The organism is Burkholderia sp. BCC0398 (assembly GCF_902833245.1).
GTDB classification, from domain to species: Bacteria; Pseudomonadota; Gammaproteobacteria; order Burkholderiales; family Burkholderiaceae; genus Burkholderia; species Burkholderia sola.
The window spans coordinates 380,347-396,796 of record NZ_CADFEM010000001.1 but is presented as its reverse complement, the minus strand read 5'-3'; the positions used below and the strand labels follow the sequence as shown (position 1 = coordinate 396,796).

Below are 16,450 nucleotides of genomic sequence, written 5' to 3'. Positions count from 1 at the left end.
CTTTGATCCCGAGCACTTTCGGGATCTTTTTTTATTTTCCGGCTCGTTGCATCAGATGCGCCCGGCTGCCAGTCACGGCCGGTGCGGACACGTCACGACCGGATCATCCGTTCATCCAGAAGATGTCCGAGTTGTCGGACACATCCCAAACCATGGTCGTCGAGACTGCAAGCGAAAGCAACAAGCGGGCTGCAACACGCGCATCATTCTTTCTCGCCGGAATCAGCGTCGCGACGTGGGCGCCGCTGGTGCCGTATGCGAAGGCGCGGCTTGACGTCGACGAAGCGAAATTCGGCTTCCTGCTGCTGTTCCTGGGAATCGGCGCCGTCGGATGCATGCCGCTCTGTCAGCGCGCGGTTGAGCGATTCGGTTGCCGCAAGGTCATCGGCGCGGGCGCCGCGATGATCTGCGCATCGCTTCCGCTCCTGGCGACGCTGTCCGGCATGCCCGCGATGGCGATCACGCTGTTGATCTTCGGCGCCGGCCTGGGATTCGTCGACGTCGCGATGAACATCCAGGCCACGCTCATCGAGCGGCAAAGCGGCGAGCAACTCATGTCCGGCTTCCACGGCCTGTTCAGCGTCGGCGGAATCGCGGGCTCGCTGGTCGGCGGATCGCTGCTGTCGGCCGGCGCGAATCCGCTTGGGGTAGCGGGTGCGATGGTCGCCGTCATCGCCGTGCTCATGTTTCGTTACGCGCGATACCTGGAGTCGGCGGGGCCCGGCGAGCGCACGGCGTCGGCGTTGATCTTGCCGCAGGGGATCGTGGTCCTGATGGGCGCCATTGCGATCGGATGTTTTCTCGTCGAAGGCGCGATGCTCGACTGGAGCGCGCTGTTCCTGACATCGGTGAAGAATTATGCGCAGGACCGCGCGGGCTTCGGATACACCGCGTTCGCGATGACGATGGCGATCGGTCGACTCTTCGGCGACATGTTGATTACCCGATTCGGTTCGCGCGCAATGATTGTATCGGGCGGGAGCCTCGGCGCGGTCGGGATGTGCATCGCGATCGTTTCGCCATCGGGCACGGGCGCGATCGTCGGGTTTGCCGTATGCGGGGCCGGGTGCGCGAACATCGTACCCATCCTGTTCGCCGCTGCCGGGCGGCAAACGGCAATGGATCCTTCTGCCGCAATTTCGTCGATCACGACATTAGGCTACGGCGGCAATCTGGTCGGACCGGCAATTGTCGGCTTCTTTGCGCATGCGATCGGTTTGCATCTTGCATTTGCGTTGCTCGCCGGGTTGCTGCTGCTCGCCGCGTTCGGCGGCCGAAAGATCGAGTCGTGACGCATGCGCGCCGCGAATGCGTCGAGGCGCGCGATTGAACGCCCGGCATGCGTTGTCAATCGATTACGAATTTCGATCAGTGATCATTTTTGTTCTTCATTGGATTGAATCGGTCGAGGTTGATGTAATGCGCTGACGTCTTTCACCGTGAGCGAATGCCATGACCGATCTCTCATCCGGCGATTTCTCGGTCGCCGACATCGAAGCCGCCTCTGTGCGCATCCTGCCGTTCGTCGTGCGAACACCTCTGCTCGAGAGCGAGGTGCTCAACCGTGCGACAGGGGCCCGTGTGCTCGTCAAGGCGGAAAGCCTTCAGAAGACGGGGTCCTTCAAGTTCCGGGGCGCGTGCAATCGCGTGCTGCAAATTCCGGCAGCCCTGCGGCCGCGCGGCGTCGTCGCCTTCTCGTCGGGAAATCACGCGCTGGCGATCTCGGCGGTTTGCGCGCGGTTCGGCATGCCGGCCACCATCATCATGCCGGCGGACGCACCCAAGGCAAAAATCGAAGGCGCACGGGCCTACGGTGCGACCGTGCGTCTCTATGACCGACAAACGGACGACCGGGAAGCAATCGGCCGGGATATCGCGGAGCGCACCGGCGCGGTGACCGTTCCCCCCTACGACGATCGTCAGGTGATGGCCGGACAGGGCACCGTCGGTCTCGAGATCGTGCAGCAAACTCAGGCCCTGTCCGTGGTCCCTGATGTGGTTCTTGCGGCCGCCAGCGGTGGGGGACTGGTCGCTGGGGTCGCGACGGCGATCAACGCGTATTGCAGGCAAGCGCGCCTCTACGCTGTCGAGCCCAAGGGGTTCGACGATCACGCACGATCGCTTGCGAAGGGCGAGCAAGTTACCAATGCCGCGGGCGCCAGATCCATCTGCGACGCTCTGCAGGTCGCATCTCCCGGCAAGCTGACGTTCCCGATCAACAAGAGGCTGCTGGCCGGAAGTCTCGTCGTCGACGATGACGAGGTGCGTCGGGCGATGCGCGTGGCGTTCGAGACACTGAAGCTCGTCGTGGAGCCCGGTGGCGCAGTACCGCTCGCGGCGGTACTTGCCGGGAAGCTCGCCATAGCCGGAAAGACCGTCGTGCTGGTACTGAGCGGCGGTAACGTGGACCACGACATCTTCGTCAGTGCGTTGGCCTGATCATCCGGCATTCATCTACCCAGAGCGCATTTCTGCCAGGAGGTAATTGTCATGCTGCAGCAAGACAGCAAACAGTATCAACGCGTTGCGCGCACGATCGACGAATTCATGACGCTCGACTACACGGGTGTCGGGCTCATCGGCAACATCTACGAGGCGCTGCAGAAGCGACAACCCGGATTCGCATGCATGGGCGCGGCCGAACGAATTGTCGAGGTGGTAAGGCGACAAGGCGGCCCGGTGCTCATCGCCACGGGATTCCCTGAGGGCGGCGGTGCACCCGAAACCGATGGTCCGGTGGGCGCTGCGCTGATGGCGCGCGCATTTTTCCTCGGCCTGGGGGTGCCGACCGTCGTCGTGATCGACGAAGACTGGGAGGAGATGATGGTGCAGACCTGCCGCGGCGCAGGGCTGGCACCGATGCCGTTCCCGGATGATGGCGTGGTGAAACGGATCGAGTACTTGCGGCCCGTCTACATCCGGACAGTCCCCAAGGACAAGGACGGCAGTCGTCGTGTTTGTGATGATCTGCTCGAGCGCACCCGGCCCAGCGTGATGATTTCGATCGAGCGCCCCGGTTGCAACGCGCTAGGACTCTACCACGGGCTGGGCGGCCGTCCGCTCGACGGACTCGTCGCTGACCTTGATTACCTGTTTTATCAAGGCAAGGAGCGCGGCATCCTGCATATCGGCGTGGGCGATGGGGGTAACGAACTCGGCATGGGGGTAATCGCGGCAGATCTGCCCGCGTTTTCGCCGAAGGCCGCGTCAACCGGTGTTGCTGGGCGTGGAGGCGTTGCGGCGGTCAATGCAGCTGATCACCTCGTCGTCGCGAACGTGTCGAACTGGGGTGCAACGGGCATCATCGCGGCGCTTTCGGCGCTGCTGGAGAACCCTGTCGTGTTTCACGATCCCGAACTCGAGATTCGCTGCATCGAATGCTGCGTCAATTCGGGTGGTGTGGACGGCATGTTCATGGCCCCCGAGCCCGCCGTGGATGGCATCAGCGCGCTCGAATGGGAAGGCTTGCTTCGTACGCTTCGCGCGAGTGTTCGACGCACGCTGGGCGACTCGATCAACTGGCAGGGGGAACGTGGCGACTGGAGGCAATTGAAATGACGGACAAGACCACGATTGACGCGCGCCTCGCCGAACTGGGCCTCGAACTGCCGCCTGCGAGCGTGCCGCGCGGTAGTTATCTGCCTGCAGTGCGGTCGGGAAACTACCTTCAGATCGCCGGCCAGGGGCCGCGCCTGAACGGTAAGCTTCTCTACGCAGGAAGAGTGGGCGCCGACCTCAGTGTGGATGACGGGCAGCGCGCGGCCCAGCTCTGCGCCCTCAATATCCTGAGCCACATCGGACGCATGCTGGACGGGGATTTTTCGCGCGTCGTTCGCATCGTTCGCGTCGCTGGCGTCGTGCGGTGCGACGCGGACTTTACCGACCATGCGACCGTGCTGAATGGCGCTTCGGACCTGTTCTTCGCCGTCCTTGGCGAAGCAGGGCGGCACGCACGCATTGCGACCGGCGCCACCGCCTTGCCGTCCGGCATGGCGGTGGAAGTAGAAGCCACCGTAGAGGTCGTTTGAGGACAGCGTATGGGCGGCCTTGTCACGAGTCGACCAAGACGGCACGAAATCTTAAGGGGTAGAGGTGATCATGCAATACGATTCAGCTGTTGATCCGGTCCGCGGTGATATGCATTCCGAAGGTACGTACCGGACGGTCGCCCTCCGGATCATGCCTTTCCTGATGCTGTGCTATGTCACTGCATATCTCGATCGCATCAACATTGGCTTCGCGAAGCTGCGGATGCTGTCGGATCTCGGGTTGACGGACGCGGCGTACGGGCTGGGGGCCGGTCTGTTCTTCATCGGCTACTTCCTGTTCGAGGTGCCGAGCAACGTGCTGATGGCGAAGATCGGCGCGAAAAGAACCATCTCGCGCATCATGATCCTCTGGGCAATGATTTCCGCGGCCTTTGCGTTCGTATCGACGCCTGTTCAGTTCTACGTTCTTCGCTTTCTGCTTGGCGTGGCCGAGGCAGGCTTTTATCCCGGCATCATTCTGTACTTGACGTACTGGTTTCCATCCGCACGCCGCGCGAAGATGGTGGCGCTGTTCGTCGGCGCGGTGCCTTTGTCCGGCATGATCGGGGCGCCGGTATCGGGTGCGATCATGTCGGCGCTCGAGGGAGCACATGGATTGGCCGGCTGGCAATGGCTCTTTGTCATCGAGGCAGTTCCGTCGTTTGTGCTCGGTCTGCTGACGCTCGTGTTTCTCGACGATGGTCCCGAGTCTGCTCGCTGGTTGCGGGATCGTGACAGGCGTGTCATCGAGCGCGAACTGGAGGCGGATCGTCGAGCGATAGACGGACACTGCGCCGGGATGAACTTGAGGCAGACGGTGACGAACCGCAAGGTCTGGCACATGACACTCATCTGCTTCTGCTCGGCGATCTGTTCGTACGGCGTTTCGTTCTGGTTGCCGACGCTGGTCGCACAGCTTGCGCCAGGTGACGTCTTGCGTATCGGATTCTACACGTCGTTGCCGTTCAGTGCGGCGTTCGTCGGGATGTATCTGATTGGTCGAAGCTCCGATAAACTTCGCGAACGCCGCTGGCATCTCGTCGTGCCGTTCTTGTGCGTGATCGCGGGGCTCGTCGCCAGTGTATTCACCCGTGGCGCGCCGGCCGTTGCATTGGTGGCGTTGTGTGTCGCAGCCGTGGGTGCGTACAGTACGACGTCGATGCTGTTCTCGATTCCTGGACTGTTTCTGACTGGGATCGGCATGGCCGCCGGTGTTGCCTTCATCAACTGCGTCGGCGGATTGGGCGGGTTCGTCAGCCCCTATGTCGTGGGCGTCGTCAAGGACATGACCGGGAGCACCGATTACGGCGTTTTCTTTATTTCGTTGATGGCTGCAATCGGCGTGACGCTGACTTTGTGCCTTCCCAAGAAGCTCGTCAATCGCTGAGGTCGACGGCCACTGATCCTGTTGCGTCTGAACGATTGCGGGCCGGCAATATTCTTTATGTTCGACGTGAACAGAACAGATGATCAATCTGAAAAGCCTCGAAACCTTCTACTGGGTCGCAACGCTCAACAGCTTTCATAAGGCGGCGACCAAGCTGCACACGACGCAATCCGCGGTGTCGCACCGGATTTCCGGCCTGGAGGACGATCTGGGTGTGCTGCTGTTCGAACGCGCGGCACGTACAATCCGGTTGACACCCTGCGGCCGGACTCTACTGGAATATGCGGAGCGGTTCCTGGCGCTCGAGTCCGAACTGATTTCGGCGATCGCAAGCCCTCAGACGCTGTCCGGTGTGGTTCGTCTGGGCGTCGCCGAAACGATCGTTCATATGTGGCTCACCGAGTTCATTGAGCGTGTGCATCGCGAACATCCGGGTATCGTCATCGACATCGTGGTCGACATCACACCGGCGCTTCGAGACGGGCTTAGGTCCGGCGAGATCGACATGGCGTTTCTGTTGGCCGGGCCCGTGGTGGATCCCGATTTTGTCGAAGCACCCTTGTGCAGATATCCGGTCGACTTCCTCGTGTCCCCTGACCTCGATGTCGGCGACAGCCCTTTGACGCCAGAGACCCTGGCGCGCTTCCCGATCATCACGCTGCCGAAGCGGACGCATCCGTACATCACGCTGAGGGACGCCATTGCGACGCGGGACAAGCCTTCTCCGCGCATTTTCGCGAACGGGTCCCTGTCGACGATCGTGAAGATGGCGGTCGACAGGATCGGCATTGCCGTGATGCCAGGCGCAGTCGCGCGGCACGAAATCGAGGTGGGCTCACTCGTCGTAAAGGAATCAACGCTCACGCTCGACGATTTCGTATTCAGTGCGGCATACGCCCGCGGACTCGACGTTCGCATCTACGAAATCCTGACCGGATTGGCGCTCGTCGCAGCCAAGCCGACGTCCGGGTAAACGCGTATCCCGATGCGCGGCGGTGGTCGCGATTAATGGGTTCGCATCGTGGTGAGCCCTCCTGCCTGACGAAGTTTGGCGATTTTTATCATCCTTTGGGTGGACGAGGGATACACGCGTCATTTCTAGAATGAAATCGATTGCCGGCACATGCGATATCACCGTCCGGCTTGACGCGATGCGCACGTTGCGCGCTTTCGACAGGGCTTCAGGGAAGAGCGGCATGGCGATCATTTCGACCGACAAACAGGCTGTTGACCACCGGTTTTCGCAAGAGCGCCGGATAGGAGGGCGCAAATGACCGATGTGAGCGAGAAGCGGACGACCTCGACAAACCCGACGGTGCGCTACGACGCATCGGAAAAACAGAAGGCGCACGCGAAAACGGCGCGCATTCCGATCAAAATCGTCCCGATCGAGCCGCTTAGCAAGCCACGATGGATCCGCGCCAAAGTCGCGACGCCCAACACGCGCTTTTTCGAGATCAAGACGATCCTGCGCGAGCACAACCTGCACACCGTGTGCGAGGAAGCGAGCTGCCCGAACATCGGCGAATGCTTCGGCAAGGGCACCGCGACGTTCATGATCATGGGCGACAAGTGCACGCGCCGCTGCCCGTTCTGCGACGTCGGCCACGGCCGTCCCGATCCGCTCGACGCGGACGAGCCGAAGAACCTCGCGCGCACGATCGCGGCGCTTAAGCTCAAGTACGTGGTGATCACGAGCGTCGACCGCGACGACCTGCGCGACGGTGGCGCCGCTCACTTCGTCGAGTGCATCCGCGAAGTGCGCGAGCAGTCGCCGGAAACGCGCATCGAGATCCTGACGCCGGACTTCCGCGGCCGTCTCGATCGCGCGATCTCGATCCTGAACGCGGCGCCGCCCGACGTGATGAACCACAACCTCGAAACGGTGCCGCGCCTGTACAAGGAAGCGCGTCCGGGTTCGGACTACGCGCACTCGCTGAAGCTGCTGACGGACTTCAAGGCGCAGCATCCGGACGTCGCGACGAAGTCGGGCCTGATGGTCGGCCTCGGCGAGACCGAAGAGGAAATCCTGCGGGTGATGCGCGACCTGCGCGCTCACGACGTCGACATGCTGACGATCGGCCAGTACCTGCAACCGTCCGAGCACCACCTGCCGGTGCGTGCTTACGTGCATCCGGATACGTTCAAGATGTACGAGGAAGAGGCGTACAAGATGGGCTTTACGCACGCGGCCGTTGGCGCGATGGTGCGCTCGAGCTATCACGCCGATCTGCAGGCGCATGGGGCCGGCGTTGCGTGAGGGGCAAAGCCGGTGCGCGTGATAAAACGCGATTATCAAAAAACATCGCCAACAGCAATTGGACCCGATCAATTTGGCGGCCGACGATGGCGGCGATACGGACCGAACTGAACCGAACTGAGTACCGTACAGGCTCGAAACCGATGAATGGTGCTCAGACACATGAACGATCGCGGCGCGATGCGGCGAAAGTTCGATCATGCTGACGATATGTTGGAGGCGTAAGGAGATGGAGGCGGAGATGGATATGAAACTGAGTGTGGAAGACGTGCAAATAGAAACGCCTCCACATAAGAAGCTGTCGGGCAGCATGGGCGCCGTCGGTCTGGCGCTCACCGTGCTGGCATTCTCGGCGCCGTTGACGACCGTGTCGGGTTACATCCCGTTCGCGCTGATGTTCGGCGGAGTCGGCAGCCCCGTGATATTCGTACTGACGACGTTGGTATTGCTGCTGTTTTCCGTCGGCTATGTGACGCTCAACAATATCGTGAAGCGCCCGGGCGACTTCTATGCGTTCATCAGCTATGGCATCGGAAAGTCGACCGGCCTCGGCTCCGGCATACTCGCGGCGGTTTCGTACTTCCTGCTCCTCGCCGGCGTCACGTCGTTCTTCGGCGTCTCGTGCTCGGATCTCGTGCACGACATGACCGGCATGGCGATTCCGTGGTACTGGCCGACGCTCGCGTGCTGGCTGGTGGTCTCGATGCTGGGATATCTTCATGTCGAGCTGTCCGCGAAGGTGCTGACGTGGGTGATGATTCTCGAGATCGTCGTCTGTCTGGTATTTTCGTTCGGTGTGCTGGCAAAAGGTGGCGTGCCGGGTGTTTCCGCATCCGCTCCGTTCATGCCGAGCCAACTGGCGAACAGTACCAACGTGCCGTTCTGCATGCTGTTCACCGTGTCGTTCTTCATGGGGTTCGAGGCGACCGCCTTGTTTCGCGACGAGGTGAAGATGCCGGACCGGACGATTCCGCGTGCGACCTATGGTGCCGTCATCTTCATCGGCGTGATCTACACGCTGTGTGCGTATGCGATGATCATGGCTTACGGGCCGCAGGTTCAGTCGATCGCGGCCAAGACGCCCGCGGCGATGTTCCCTGACGCCTTCGCGAAATTCGTGAGCCCTGGCCTGCACCTGATCGTTTCGGTGCTGGTGATGACGTCGGCGTTCGCGGCGAGCCTGTCCACGCAGAACGTGCTTTCGCGCTATATGCACAACCTGGGAACGGACGGCGCGCTGCCCCGCTTCCTCGGAAAGGTGCACGCGAAGCACGAGTCTCCGTATCTTGCCTCGATGACTGTCTCGGTCATGGTGCTGTGCGTGCTGTTGCCGTTCATTCTGATGGGCGCCAAGCCCGATCTGCTTTACGGGCAGCTCTCCGGAGTCGGAACGTCGGGCATCATCATTCTTATGACCATCGTCAACATCTCGTCGCTGCTCTGGTACGTTCGCCGAGGCAGGCAACAGGGCGTGAGTTTCGCCAAGTCGTTTCTGGCACCGGCGATTTCGTCAGTATTCTTCATCGCGCTGGTTTATCTCGTGGCCGCACACTTCGACGTGCTTGCGGGCGGTGACCCCGGGCAGTACGTGTGGATGTTCTACTGCCTGATCGGCGTGCAGGTCGCGGGCATGGCACTTGCCCAATACTTCAAGCACCGGCGCCCCGAGGTCTTCGAATGCCTGGGACGCAGCCAGAACGGTTGACGATGACGACAAGCCAGGACTCGCCGAGTCCTGGCTTTTTTTGCGCTTGCGCCAAGCAAGCGCGGCGTGGCGCCTAGCGCCCTTCGTAATGCGCGGCGACGTTTTGCGCGAGCCCGGCAACGATCGCACTCAGCGGCATGTCGACGCGGCGGACAAAACTGGCGGTGAACGGCATCACCGGCATCTCGTGGCCGGTGTCGATTCGGCGCAGCCGGCCGCTCCCCAGATGCTCGGCCACGACGTGGTGTGGAATCGCCGCGATGCCGATGCCGTCGAGCGTCATCCGGACGATCGACGACAGCGACGAGTTGCCGAAGATTCTCACGTGATGCAGATGCGACCGATCGAACATCTCCTTTAGCTGCATGTACGGACGTGTCGATCTCGAGAACGTGATGATCGGATGCCGCGCAAGATCGCTCAGCGTGAGGTGAGCCGTGTCGCATTCAAAATCCGACGAGACGATCCAGCTGATCGGATAGCTGCACAACGGCAGATTCTCCGCGTTGCTCGCGTTCACGGGGCCCATCAGGAGCGCGACGTCGATCGTGCCGTCGGCGAGCCCCGCGGTCAGGTTCGGCGTGGCGTCGACATTGACCTCGAGCGTGATCTCCGGGTATTCGATGCTGAGCCGCTTGAGCAGCGCGGACAGCCATGTGTGCACGATCGTGTCGGACGCGCCGAGCTGAACCGTCCCTCCCAGGGCCGTCCGGCCAGCAACTGCCTCGACCATTTCGGCGCTCAGCGAAATCATTTGTTCCGCGTAGACGAGCAGTTGCCTGCCCTTGATGGTCAGGAAGCAACCCCGCTTGTCTCGCTCGAACAGGCGTCCCTTCAGTTGCTGTTCGAGTTGCGCGATGCGCGCGGATACAGCGGGCTGTGTCGTGTGCAACCTTTCCGCGGCACGGTGAAATCCCCCTAGTTGGGCGACGGCGTAAAAGGTCTCCAGGTTTCGAAGATCGATCATGTGGCGAACTCCACCCGCGTGGGGAAAAGCGATTCGATCGCGCATATCCGAATGTCGACCGGCGATCGGACGAGGCGACGCATATCCCCGGTGCGGGGAAGGTTCGATCGATCATAGCGACGAAGGGTGGAGTGCTCAACATAGAACACCCGATTCCCGGGGAAAGCGGACGCGCTGCGATTTCTTTCTCCACCTTTAGGTGGACGAACCTCATCAGGCGCATCACTAGAATTTCAACAACGCTGAAACGAAAAGTGCATTCGTGGCGGTTGAAGCGAGCAGTCGATGATCGATCGCGATCGCACGGTTCGAGTGTCGACGTGAATTCATGATCGGGGTGCGGACTGGCGCTCACGCACTGATAAGAATCGGTGATCGCGCGAAATCGCCAATCACAATTGGACCGGACGAAATTGAACGGTGACGATTGAAATGGCATGTCGGCACTGCTGTCGCGATATTCGTGGGGCGAGCCGGATTTGCAACACGGTCGAGTGTGTCGCGTCGAAGCGCACAGCCACGCACACCATTTAAATTAAGGAGATTGGAATGTCCGCCTTGAAGTTTCCCAGTGAGCGGCTCGTGGACGCTTATCGCGCCATGCGAACGATTCGCCGCTTCGAGGAGCGCGTGATGGACGAGATGGCGACCGGCGACATTCCGGGCAACACCCATCTTTGTGCCGGGCAGGAGGCGAGCGCCGTCGGCGTGTGCCTGCACCTGACGGACAAGGACTACATTTCGTCGACCCATCGCGGGCATGGTCACAGCATTGCCAAGGGATGCGATATCGGCGCAATGATGGCCGAGCTGTTTGGGCGTGCGACGGGAACGTGCGGCGGCAAAGGCGGCTCGCAGCACATCGCCGATCTGCGCAAGGGGATGCTGGGCGCGAACGGCATCGTGGCCGGCGGCGCGCCGATCACGTGCGGCGCCGCGCTCACGGCGAAGTTGCTCGGCACCGGTGGCGTGGCGGTTGCGTTCGCGGGTGACGGTGCGATGAACGAAGGCGTGATGTCGGAGAGCTTCAACCTCGCGAAGATCTGGATGCTTCCGATCGTCTTCGTGATCGAGGACAACGGCTTCGGCGAAGCGACGGCAAATTCGTTCGTCTCGGCCGGCAGCTTCACGCGGCGCGCGCAGAGCTACGACATTCCCGCTGCGGAAGTCGACGGCACCGACTTGTTCGCGGTCTACGAGGCCGCCGGCCAGGCGATCGATCGTGCCCGCAATGGCGGCGGCCCGAGCCTGCTGCAGATTCACGTGCCGCGCTACTACGGTCACTACAGCGGAGACCCCGACAACTATCGCACGCCGGAAGAAAAGAAGGCCATGCGCCAGGAGCGCGATTGCGTCGCCAATTTCCGCAGGCAGGTGCAGGAAGGATCGCAAGTGGCCAGCGGCGAGCTGGACGCGGTCGATGCGCAGATCGAGACCGAGATCGACGCCGCCGTGAGTGCTGCGCGCGCAGCCCCGTTCCCGCCGCTTTCGGCACTGACCGCCGACGTTTACGTGAAGTATCTGTAAGGACCCACAGCAATGGCAAAGAAATCGTTCCGTCAAGCGCTGAATGACGCGCTGCACTCGGAGATGGCGCGTGATCCGCGCGTGATCATGATGGGTGAGGATCTGACCGGCGGCGCGGGCGCCAACGGCGTCAAGGATGCGTGGGGCGGTGCTTTCGGCGTGACGCGCGGGCTGCTCGACGCCTACGGCCCCGAGCGCATTCGCGATACGCCGATCAGCGAGGCCGCATTCGTTGGCGCGGCCGCCGGGGCGGCCCTCACGGGTTTGCGTCCGATCGCCGAACTGATGTTCGTCGACTTCGCCGGCGTATGTCTCGACCAGATCATGAATCAGATCGCGAAGTTCCGGTACATGTTCGGCGGCCGTGCCAAGACGCCGCTCGTGATTCGCGCGACGTACGGGGCCGGCACGCGCTCGGCCGCGCAGCACACGCAGGCGTTCTATCCGATCTTCACGCACATTCCCGGCCTCAAGGTCGTGATCCCGTCGAATCCGTACGACGCGAAAGGCCTGCTGCTCCAGGCGATCCGCGACGACGATCCGGTGATCTTCCTCGAAAACAAGATGCTGTACGACACCGTGGGCGAAGTGCCCGACGGCGCATACACGATTCCGTTCGGCGAGGCGCGGGTGGTGCGGGACGGGAAAGACGTGCTGATCGTTGCGCTCGGCCGCATGGTCGGCGTGGCGGAGACGGCCGCTCGCCTTCTCGCGGCGGACGGCGTGTCGGCATGCATCATCGATCCGCGCACGACGTCGCCGCTCGACGAGGACACGCTGCTCGAGTACACCGAGGACATCGGACGGGTCGTGATCGTCGATGAGGCGAATCCACGCTGCAGCGTCGCGACGGATATCTCCGCGCTGCTGGCCGACAAGTGCTTCGACTCGCTGAAGGGGCCGATCCGGCTCGTGACGGCGCCGCACACGCCGGTGCCGTATGCACCGAACCTGGAAGACGCGTACGTGCCGTCGCCGGAAGCCGTCGTGAATGCCGTCAAGTCGATTCTGAAGGGGTAATCAATCATGTCGTTCATTGAAGCCGTCACCATCCCCAAGTGGGGGATGACGATGACCGAAGGCACCGTGCTCGAATGGCACGCGAAGGAGGGAGACAAGGTCGAACGCGGCCAGGAACTCCTCGAGGTCGAGTCCACGAAGGTCAACAACGTGGTGGAGGCGACCGTGTCCGGGATCCTGCGGCGCATCGTCATCGACGAGGGCGAAATCGCGCCGGTCGGCGCGCTGATCGGCGTCATCGCCGATGAAGCGGCGACCGAGGAGGAAATCGACGCGCTCGTCGCAAGCTACGCGCATCGCCTGAATGCGGACGACGGCGAGGCGGGTGGTGTGGTCGCACCGAAGGCGGTCGCCGTGTCCGGCGGCAGCGTGAACGTGCTGGAGCTCGGCCCCGAAAGCAACGAAACCGTGTTGTTCATTCACGGCTTCGGCGGTGACCTGTCGACCTGGCTGTTCAACCAGGGCACGCTCGCCGAGCAGTTCCGGACGATCGCGGTGGACCTTCCCGGGCACGGCGCGTCGACGCCGATTACCGGTGGTGGCGTGATCAAAAAGATCACTATGGCGGTCGAGGAAGCGGCGAGCGCGATCACGTCCGGGAAACTGCACCTGGTCGGTCACTCGTTCGGCGGCGCGATCGCCGCGGCCTTCGCGGCCGCCAACCCGTCGCGTGTCGCATCGGTGACGCTCATCGCGCCAATCGGTCTGGGCAAGGAGATCAACCGCTCGTTCGTGACCGAATTCGTCGCCGCGGAGCGCCGCCGTCCGCTTCAGGCCGCGCTGGAGAAGCTGTTTGCCGATCCGTCGAAGATCACGAGCGAAATGGTCGAGGGCACGCTTCAGTTCAAGCGGCTGGAAGGCGTCCAGGAGGCGCTGTCCGCGATCGCCGACACCATTGCCGACGAAAACGGCCAGGTTCAGACGATCGGTGCGATGCTGGCTGGACTCACCTGCCCCGTGATGCTGCTCTGGGGCGAGCGCGACGCCATCATTCCGGTCGCGCAGGCCAACGACCTGCCGTCCACGGTGCAGTTGCGCGTGATTCCGGACGTCGGCCATATGCCGCAAATGGAGGCAGCGTCTGTTGTGAACGATGCGCTGCTGGAGAACATCCGTCGCGCCCGATAACCGCTCGTGCCGGGCGGCGGGACGCCAATTCGGCGATGTGAAGCGGTTATCGGCGCAGTGATCTTGAGGAAACAGTCATGTCAGGACGTTTGACAGGCAAGCGGGTACTTCTGACCGGCGGCGTTGCCAATATCGGTCTCGCCATTCTGGAGTCGTTCGTTGCCGAAGGTGCGACCGTATCGGTCGTCGATATCGATGAGGTCAAGGGCCGCGCGCTCGAATCCCGGTTCGGCGATAAGGTGCGTTTTTTTCGAACCGACATCTCGAGCGAAGACGAGATCAAGGCCGTCATCGAGAAGTCGTCGGAATGGATGCGCGGCATCGACACGTTGTGTCTGAATGCCGGCGTCCAGCTCTCCGGGCGGATCGAGCAGTTCAGCACCGAGAGCTGGGACAAGGTCTTCGGGATCAACGTGCGGGCCAACTTCATTTTCGCGCGCGAGTCGCTCCGTCACCTGAGAGCCGCGCAGAAGTCGTCGATCGTGATGATGTCGTCGCTCGCGGGCAAGCGCGGCGGCACCGGCCTCGCATGCTACTCGGCGTCCAAGGCGGCCATCATCGGTCTGACGACCACGCTTGCAATCGAGCTCGCGCCGGACGGCGTGCGTGTCAATGCCGTGTGTCCCGGCTGGATCGATACGCCGTTCAATCAACCGGTGATCGATTTCATGGGTGGCCGCGACAAGCAGGAGTCGGCGGTTCGGACGGCTATCCCCCTTGGCCGACAGGCGACGCCGGACGAGGTCGCGCCGCTGTTTGTCTACCTCGCATCGGACGAGTCGTCTTACGTCACCGCGCAGGCAATCAATGTCGATGGCGGCGCGTACAACTGACTGCCGTGCAGAATCGGGAAGAAACCAATGAGCAAGCAGATCACAAATGAAGCCGCACGGCGGGCGATCGAAGCGGGCGTCGCGAAGGCGAACGAACTGGCGCAGCGCTCGTCGTTGTCGATCGTGGATGCGGGCGGCCACCTTGTTGCGTTCACACGCGTGAACGACGCGGCGTTCGGCACGATCGAAATTGCGCACAACAAGGCGTATACCGCCGCAGCACTGCGGTTCCCTACCGATTACTGGATGAATTTCGTCCAGCCCGGAGCCGAGCTCTACGGGCTCGAGCGCGCGGCGTCCCGCCCGCTGGTCGTGTTCGGCGGCGGCCTGCCGGTGAAGCACGGCGACGAGGTCATCGGTGGGGTAGGCGTGTCGGGTGGTCCGGAGGAAGCGGACGTGGCGATTGCGCGTGCGATGGTTGCTGCGCTCGGCGAGAACTGAACATCTTCCTGCAAGGGTACTTTCAATGGAATCGACTGCAGGTACGCGGACGATGTCGGCCGACCAGGTTCGGCTGCTGATTCGCGACGGCAAGCTGCGTGCGCCGACGACGGGATACGCCGATGGCTTCATGCAGGCAAATCTGGCAATTCTGCCGAAGATGTACGCAGATGATTTTCGCGAGTTTTGCCGAATCAACCCCAAGAGCTGTCCGCTGGTGGGAGTCGGGCAGCCCGGCAACCCGGGGCTGGATGGACTGGGCGCGATCGACATTCGGACCGACGTGCCCCGCTACCGCGTGTACCGGAACGGGGTTCACACCGATACGGTCGACGATCTGGTCGATCTGTGGCGTGACGATCTCGTGACGTTTGCGCTCGGTTGCTCGTTCTCGTTCGAGAGCGCGATTCTGCAGGCGGGGATCGACATTCGCCACATCAGTGCGAACCGGAACGTACCGATGTACGTGACGAACATCCAGACGGCGGCCGCGGGGCCGTTTCATGGCCCGATGGTCGTGTCGATGCGCGCGTTCAAGCCCGCAGATGCAATCCAGGCGATCGTGCTGTCGGAACGGTTTCCGCTCGCGCACGGTGCACCGGTTCATATCGGTGACCCGGCGGTCATCGGGATTCGCGACGTAACCCGGCCGGAGTTTGGCGATCCGCCGGTGATCGAGGACGGTGACATCCTCGGTTTCTGGGCTTGTGGGGTCACGCCGCAGATGGCTCTTCAGGCGGCGAAGCCGGATTTTGCGATCACGCATGAACCGGGATACATGCTCGTCACCGATTTGCCGGCGCACACCGCGGCCGTATGAGCCAGGAGTCGTTGCAATGTTCGATGCAGAAATCGCCGCGAAGCTGCTCAATCGCGGAACGTCGCAGGCGTCGGACGAATGTGGCATGCAACACCTTGACGTGTTGCGCGAAGGGTTGCTCGATTTTTCTCACCGGATCGAGCGTCTGGCCGTGCAGGACGCCGGTTCCGAGGTTCCTCGCGAGATCGAATGGCTGATATTCCGCGACGGCTCCCGTGCGTTGCGCATTCGTGCCGATGATGCACATACGTGCTGGAGCGAATGGGTTTCGATTGCGAAATCCGGTACCGTCAAATCGATAAAGAGTACGAACAAATATATTGTGACGGAATGA

General features: G+C 62.1%; 16 protein-coding genes and 1 pseudogene. 16 read left to right on the top strand and 1 reads right to left on the bottom strand.

Annotated elements, in window-relative coordinates; genetic code table 11:
* The first annotated feature begins 2 nt into the window (after positions 1-2).
* From HWX76_RS01750 to HWX76_RS01710, 9 genes and pseudogenes are all read left to right on the top strand, one after another.
* The gene (locus tag HWX76_RS01750; protein ID WP_124630510.1) at positions 3-1,292 is read left to right on the top strand and encodes an MFS transporter; all 1,290 of its coding nucleotides are present in this window, start codon (positions 3-5) and stop codon (positions 1,290-1,292) included.
* A gap of 160 nt (positions 1,293-1,452) precedes the next feature.
* Positions 1,453-2,439: a threonine/serine dehydratase gene (locus HWX76_RS01745; RefSeq protein ID WP_050011222.1), complete on the top strand. Its 987-nt coding sequence runs from the start codon at positions 1,453-1,455 to the stop codon at positions 2,437-2,439.
* A gap of 51 nt (positions 2,440-2,490) precedes the next feature.
* Positions 2,491-3,558, top strand: coding sequence for a DUF4392 domain-containing protein (locus tag HWX76_RS01740; protein ID WP_089489196.1), 1,068 nt, complete (start codon positions 2,491-2,493; stop codon positions 3,556-3,558).
* Complete coding sequence (locus tag HWX76_RS01735) at positions 3,555-4,028, top strand: RidA family protein (protein ID WP_050011221.1); 474 nt, start codon at positions 3,555-3,557, stop codon at positions 4,026-4,028. The genes HWX76_RS01740 and HWX76_RS01735 overlap by 4 nt, the downstream gene beginning before the upstream one ends.
* Before the next feature lie 70 nt (positions 4,029-4,098).
* Complete coding sequence (locus HWX76_RS01730) at positions 4,099-5,415, top strand: MFS transporter (RefSeq protein WP_200891608.1); 1,317 nt, start codon at positions 4,099-4,101, stop codon at positions 5,413-5,415.
* A 79-nt stretch (positions 5,416-5,494) separates the two neighbouring features.
* Positions 5,495-6,388 carry a LysR family transcriptional regulator gene (locus HWX76_RS01725; protein WP_050011220.1) on the top strand — a complete coding sequence of 298 codons (894 nt, stop codon included), beginning with the start codon at positions 5,495-5,497 and terminating at the stop codon, positions 6,386-6,388.
* A 130-nt stretch (positions 6,389-6,518) separates the two neighbouring features.
* Positions 6,519-6,689, top strand: coding sequence for a hypothetical protein (locus HWX76_RS01720; RefSeq protein ID WP_160300487.1), 171 nt, complete (start codon positions 6,519-6,521; stop codon positions 6,687-6,689).
* Between the two features lie 47 nt (positions 6,690-6,736).
* Positions 6,737-7,675: pseudogene (gene lipA, locus HWX76_RS01715) on the top strand (lipoyl synthase); the annotation flags it as partial.
* Between the two features lie 241 nt (positions 7,676-7,916).
* Positions 7,917-9,380 (top strand): APC family permease, encoded by a 1,464-nt coding sequence (locus HWX76_RS01710; protein WP_176015407.1) that lies wholly within the window; start codon positions 7,917-7,919, stop codon positions 9,378-9,380.
* 73 nt (positions 9,381-9,453) lie between these two features.
* Here the strand turns inward: HWX76_RS01710 and HWX76_RS01705 are convergent, their stop codons facing one another.
* Positions 9,454-10,392, bottom strand: coding sequence for a LysR family transcriptional regulator (locus tag HWX76_RS01705; RefSeq protein ID WP_208458923.1), 939 nt, complete (start codon positions 10,390-10,392; stop codon positions 9,454-9,456).
* Positions 10,393-10,896: 504 nt separating this feature from the next.
* Between HWX76_RS01705 and HWX76_RS01700 the strand changes: the two genes are divergently transcribed.
* The 7 genes from HWX76_RS01700 (at position 10,897) to HWX76_RS01670 (ending at position 16,450) form a co-directional block, all read left to right on the top strand.
* Entirely contained in the window at positions 10,897-11,874 is a 978-nt protein-coding gene (locus HWX76_RS01700) for a thiamine pyrophosphate-dependent dehydrogenase E1 component subunit alpha (protein ID WP_050011217.1), read from the top strand.
* A gap of 12 nt (positions 11,875-11,886) precedes the next feature.
* On the top strand, positions 11,887-12,894 hold the full coding sequence (locus HWX76_RS01695) for an alpha-ketoacid dehydrogenase subunit beta (protein WP_048985726.1): 1,008 nt from the start codon (positions 11,887-11,889) through the stop codon (positions 12,892-12,894).
* Between the two features lie 6 nt (positions 12,895-12,900).
* Positions 12,901-14,022 (top strand): acetoin dehydrogenase dihydrolipoyllysine-residue acetyltransferase subunit, encoded by a 1,122-nt coding sequence (locus HWX76_RS01690; RefSeq protein WP_124630508.1) that lies wholly within the window; start codon positions 12,901-12,903, stop codon positions 14,020-14,022.
* 77 nt (positions 14,023-14,099) lie between these two features.
* Positions 14,100-14,855, top strand: coding sequence for an SDR family NAD(P)-dependent oxidoreductase (locus HWX76_RS01685; RefSeq protein ID WP_050011215.1), 756 nt, complete (start codon positions 14,100-14,102; stop codon positions 14,853-14,855).
* A gap of 27 nt (positions 14,856-14,882) precedes the next feature.
* A complete protein-coding gene (locus HWX76_RS01680; RefSeq protein ID WP_050011214.1) occupies positions 14,883-15,296 on the top strand; it encodes a heme-binding protein in 414 nt (137 codons plus the stop codon).
* A gap of 25 nt (positions 15,297-15,321) precedes the next feature.
* On the top strand, positions 15,322-16,116 hold the full coding sequence (locus HWX76_RS01675) for a putative hydro-lyase (protein ID WP_089489199.1): 795 nt from the start codon (positions 15,322-15,324) through the stop codon (positions 16,114-16,116).
* Between the two features lie 16 nt (positions 16,117-16,132).
* Positions 16,133-16,450, top strand: coding sequence for a hypothetical protein (locus HWX76_RS01670; protein ID WP_050011212.1), 318 nt, complete (start codon positions 16,133-16,135; stop codon positions 16,448-16,450).

Excerpts from the sequence above, each read along its gene's own strand:
- HWX76_RS01675 (WP_089489199.1), top strand. The coding sequence starts at position 15,322 with ATGGAATCGACTGCAGGTACGCGGACGATGTCGGCCGACCAGGTTCGG.
- HWX76_RS01685 (WP_050011215.1), top strand. The coding sequence starts at position 14,100 with ATGTCAGGACGTTTGACAGGCAAGCGGGTACTTCTGACCGGCGGCGTT.
- HWX76_RS01735 (WP_050011221.1), top strand. The coding sequence starts at position 3,555 with ATGACGGACAAGACCACGATTGACGCGCGCCTCGCCGAACTGGGCCTC.
- HWX76_RS01705 (WP_208458923.1), bottom strand. The coding sequence starts at position 10,392 with ATGCGCGATCGAATCGCTTTTCCCCACGCGGGTGGAGTTCGCCACATG.
- HWX76_RS01725 (WP_050011220.1), top strand. The coding sequence starts at position 5,495 with ATGATCAATCTGAAAAGCCTCGAAACCTTCTACTGGGTCGCAACGCTC.
- HWX76_RS01700 (WP_050011217.1), top strand. The coding sequence starts at position 10,897 with ATGTCCGCCTTGAAGTTTCCCAGTGAGCGGCTCGTGGACGCTTATCGC.
- HWX76_RS01745 (WP_050011222.1), top strand. The coding sequence starts at position 1,453 with ATGACCGATCTCTCATCCGGCGATTTCTCGGTCGCCGACATCGAAGCC.
- HWX76_RS01740 (WP_089489196.1), top strand. The coding sequence starts at position 2,491 with ATGCTGCAGCAAGACAGCAAACAGTATCAACGCGTTGCGCGCACGATC.
- HWX76_RS01720 (WP_160300487.1), top strand. The coding sequence starts at position 6,519 with ATGAAATCGATTGCCGGCACATGCGATATCACCGTCCGGCTTGACGCG.
- HWX76_RS01710 (WP_176015407.1), top strand. The coding sequence starts at position 7,917 with ATGGATATGAAACTGAGTGTGGAAGACGTGCAAATAGAAACGCCTCCA.
- HWX76_RS01730 (WP_200891608.1), top strand. The coding sequence starts at position 4,099 with ATGCAATACGATTCAGCTGTTGATCCGGTCCGCGGTGATATGCATTCC.
- HWX76_RS01695 (WP_048985726.1), top strand. The coding sequence starts at position 11,887 with ATGGCAAAGAAATCGTTCCGTCAAGCGCTGAATGACGCGCTGCACTCG.
- HWX76_RS01680 (WP_050011214.1), top strand. The coding sequence starts at position 14,883 with ATGAGCAAGCAGATCACAAATGAAGCCGCACGGCGGGCGATCGAAGCG.
- HWX76_RS01690 (WP_124630508.1), top strand. The coding sequence starts at position 12,901 with ATGTCGTTCATTGAAGCCGTCACCATCCCCAAGTGGGGGATGACGATG.
- HWX76_RS01670 (WP_050011212.1), top strand. The coding sequence starts at position 16,133 with ATGTTCGATGCAGAAATCGCCGCGAAGCTGCTCAATCGCGGAACGTCG.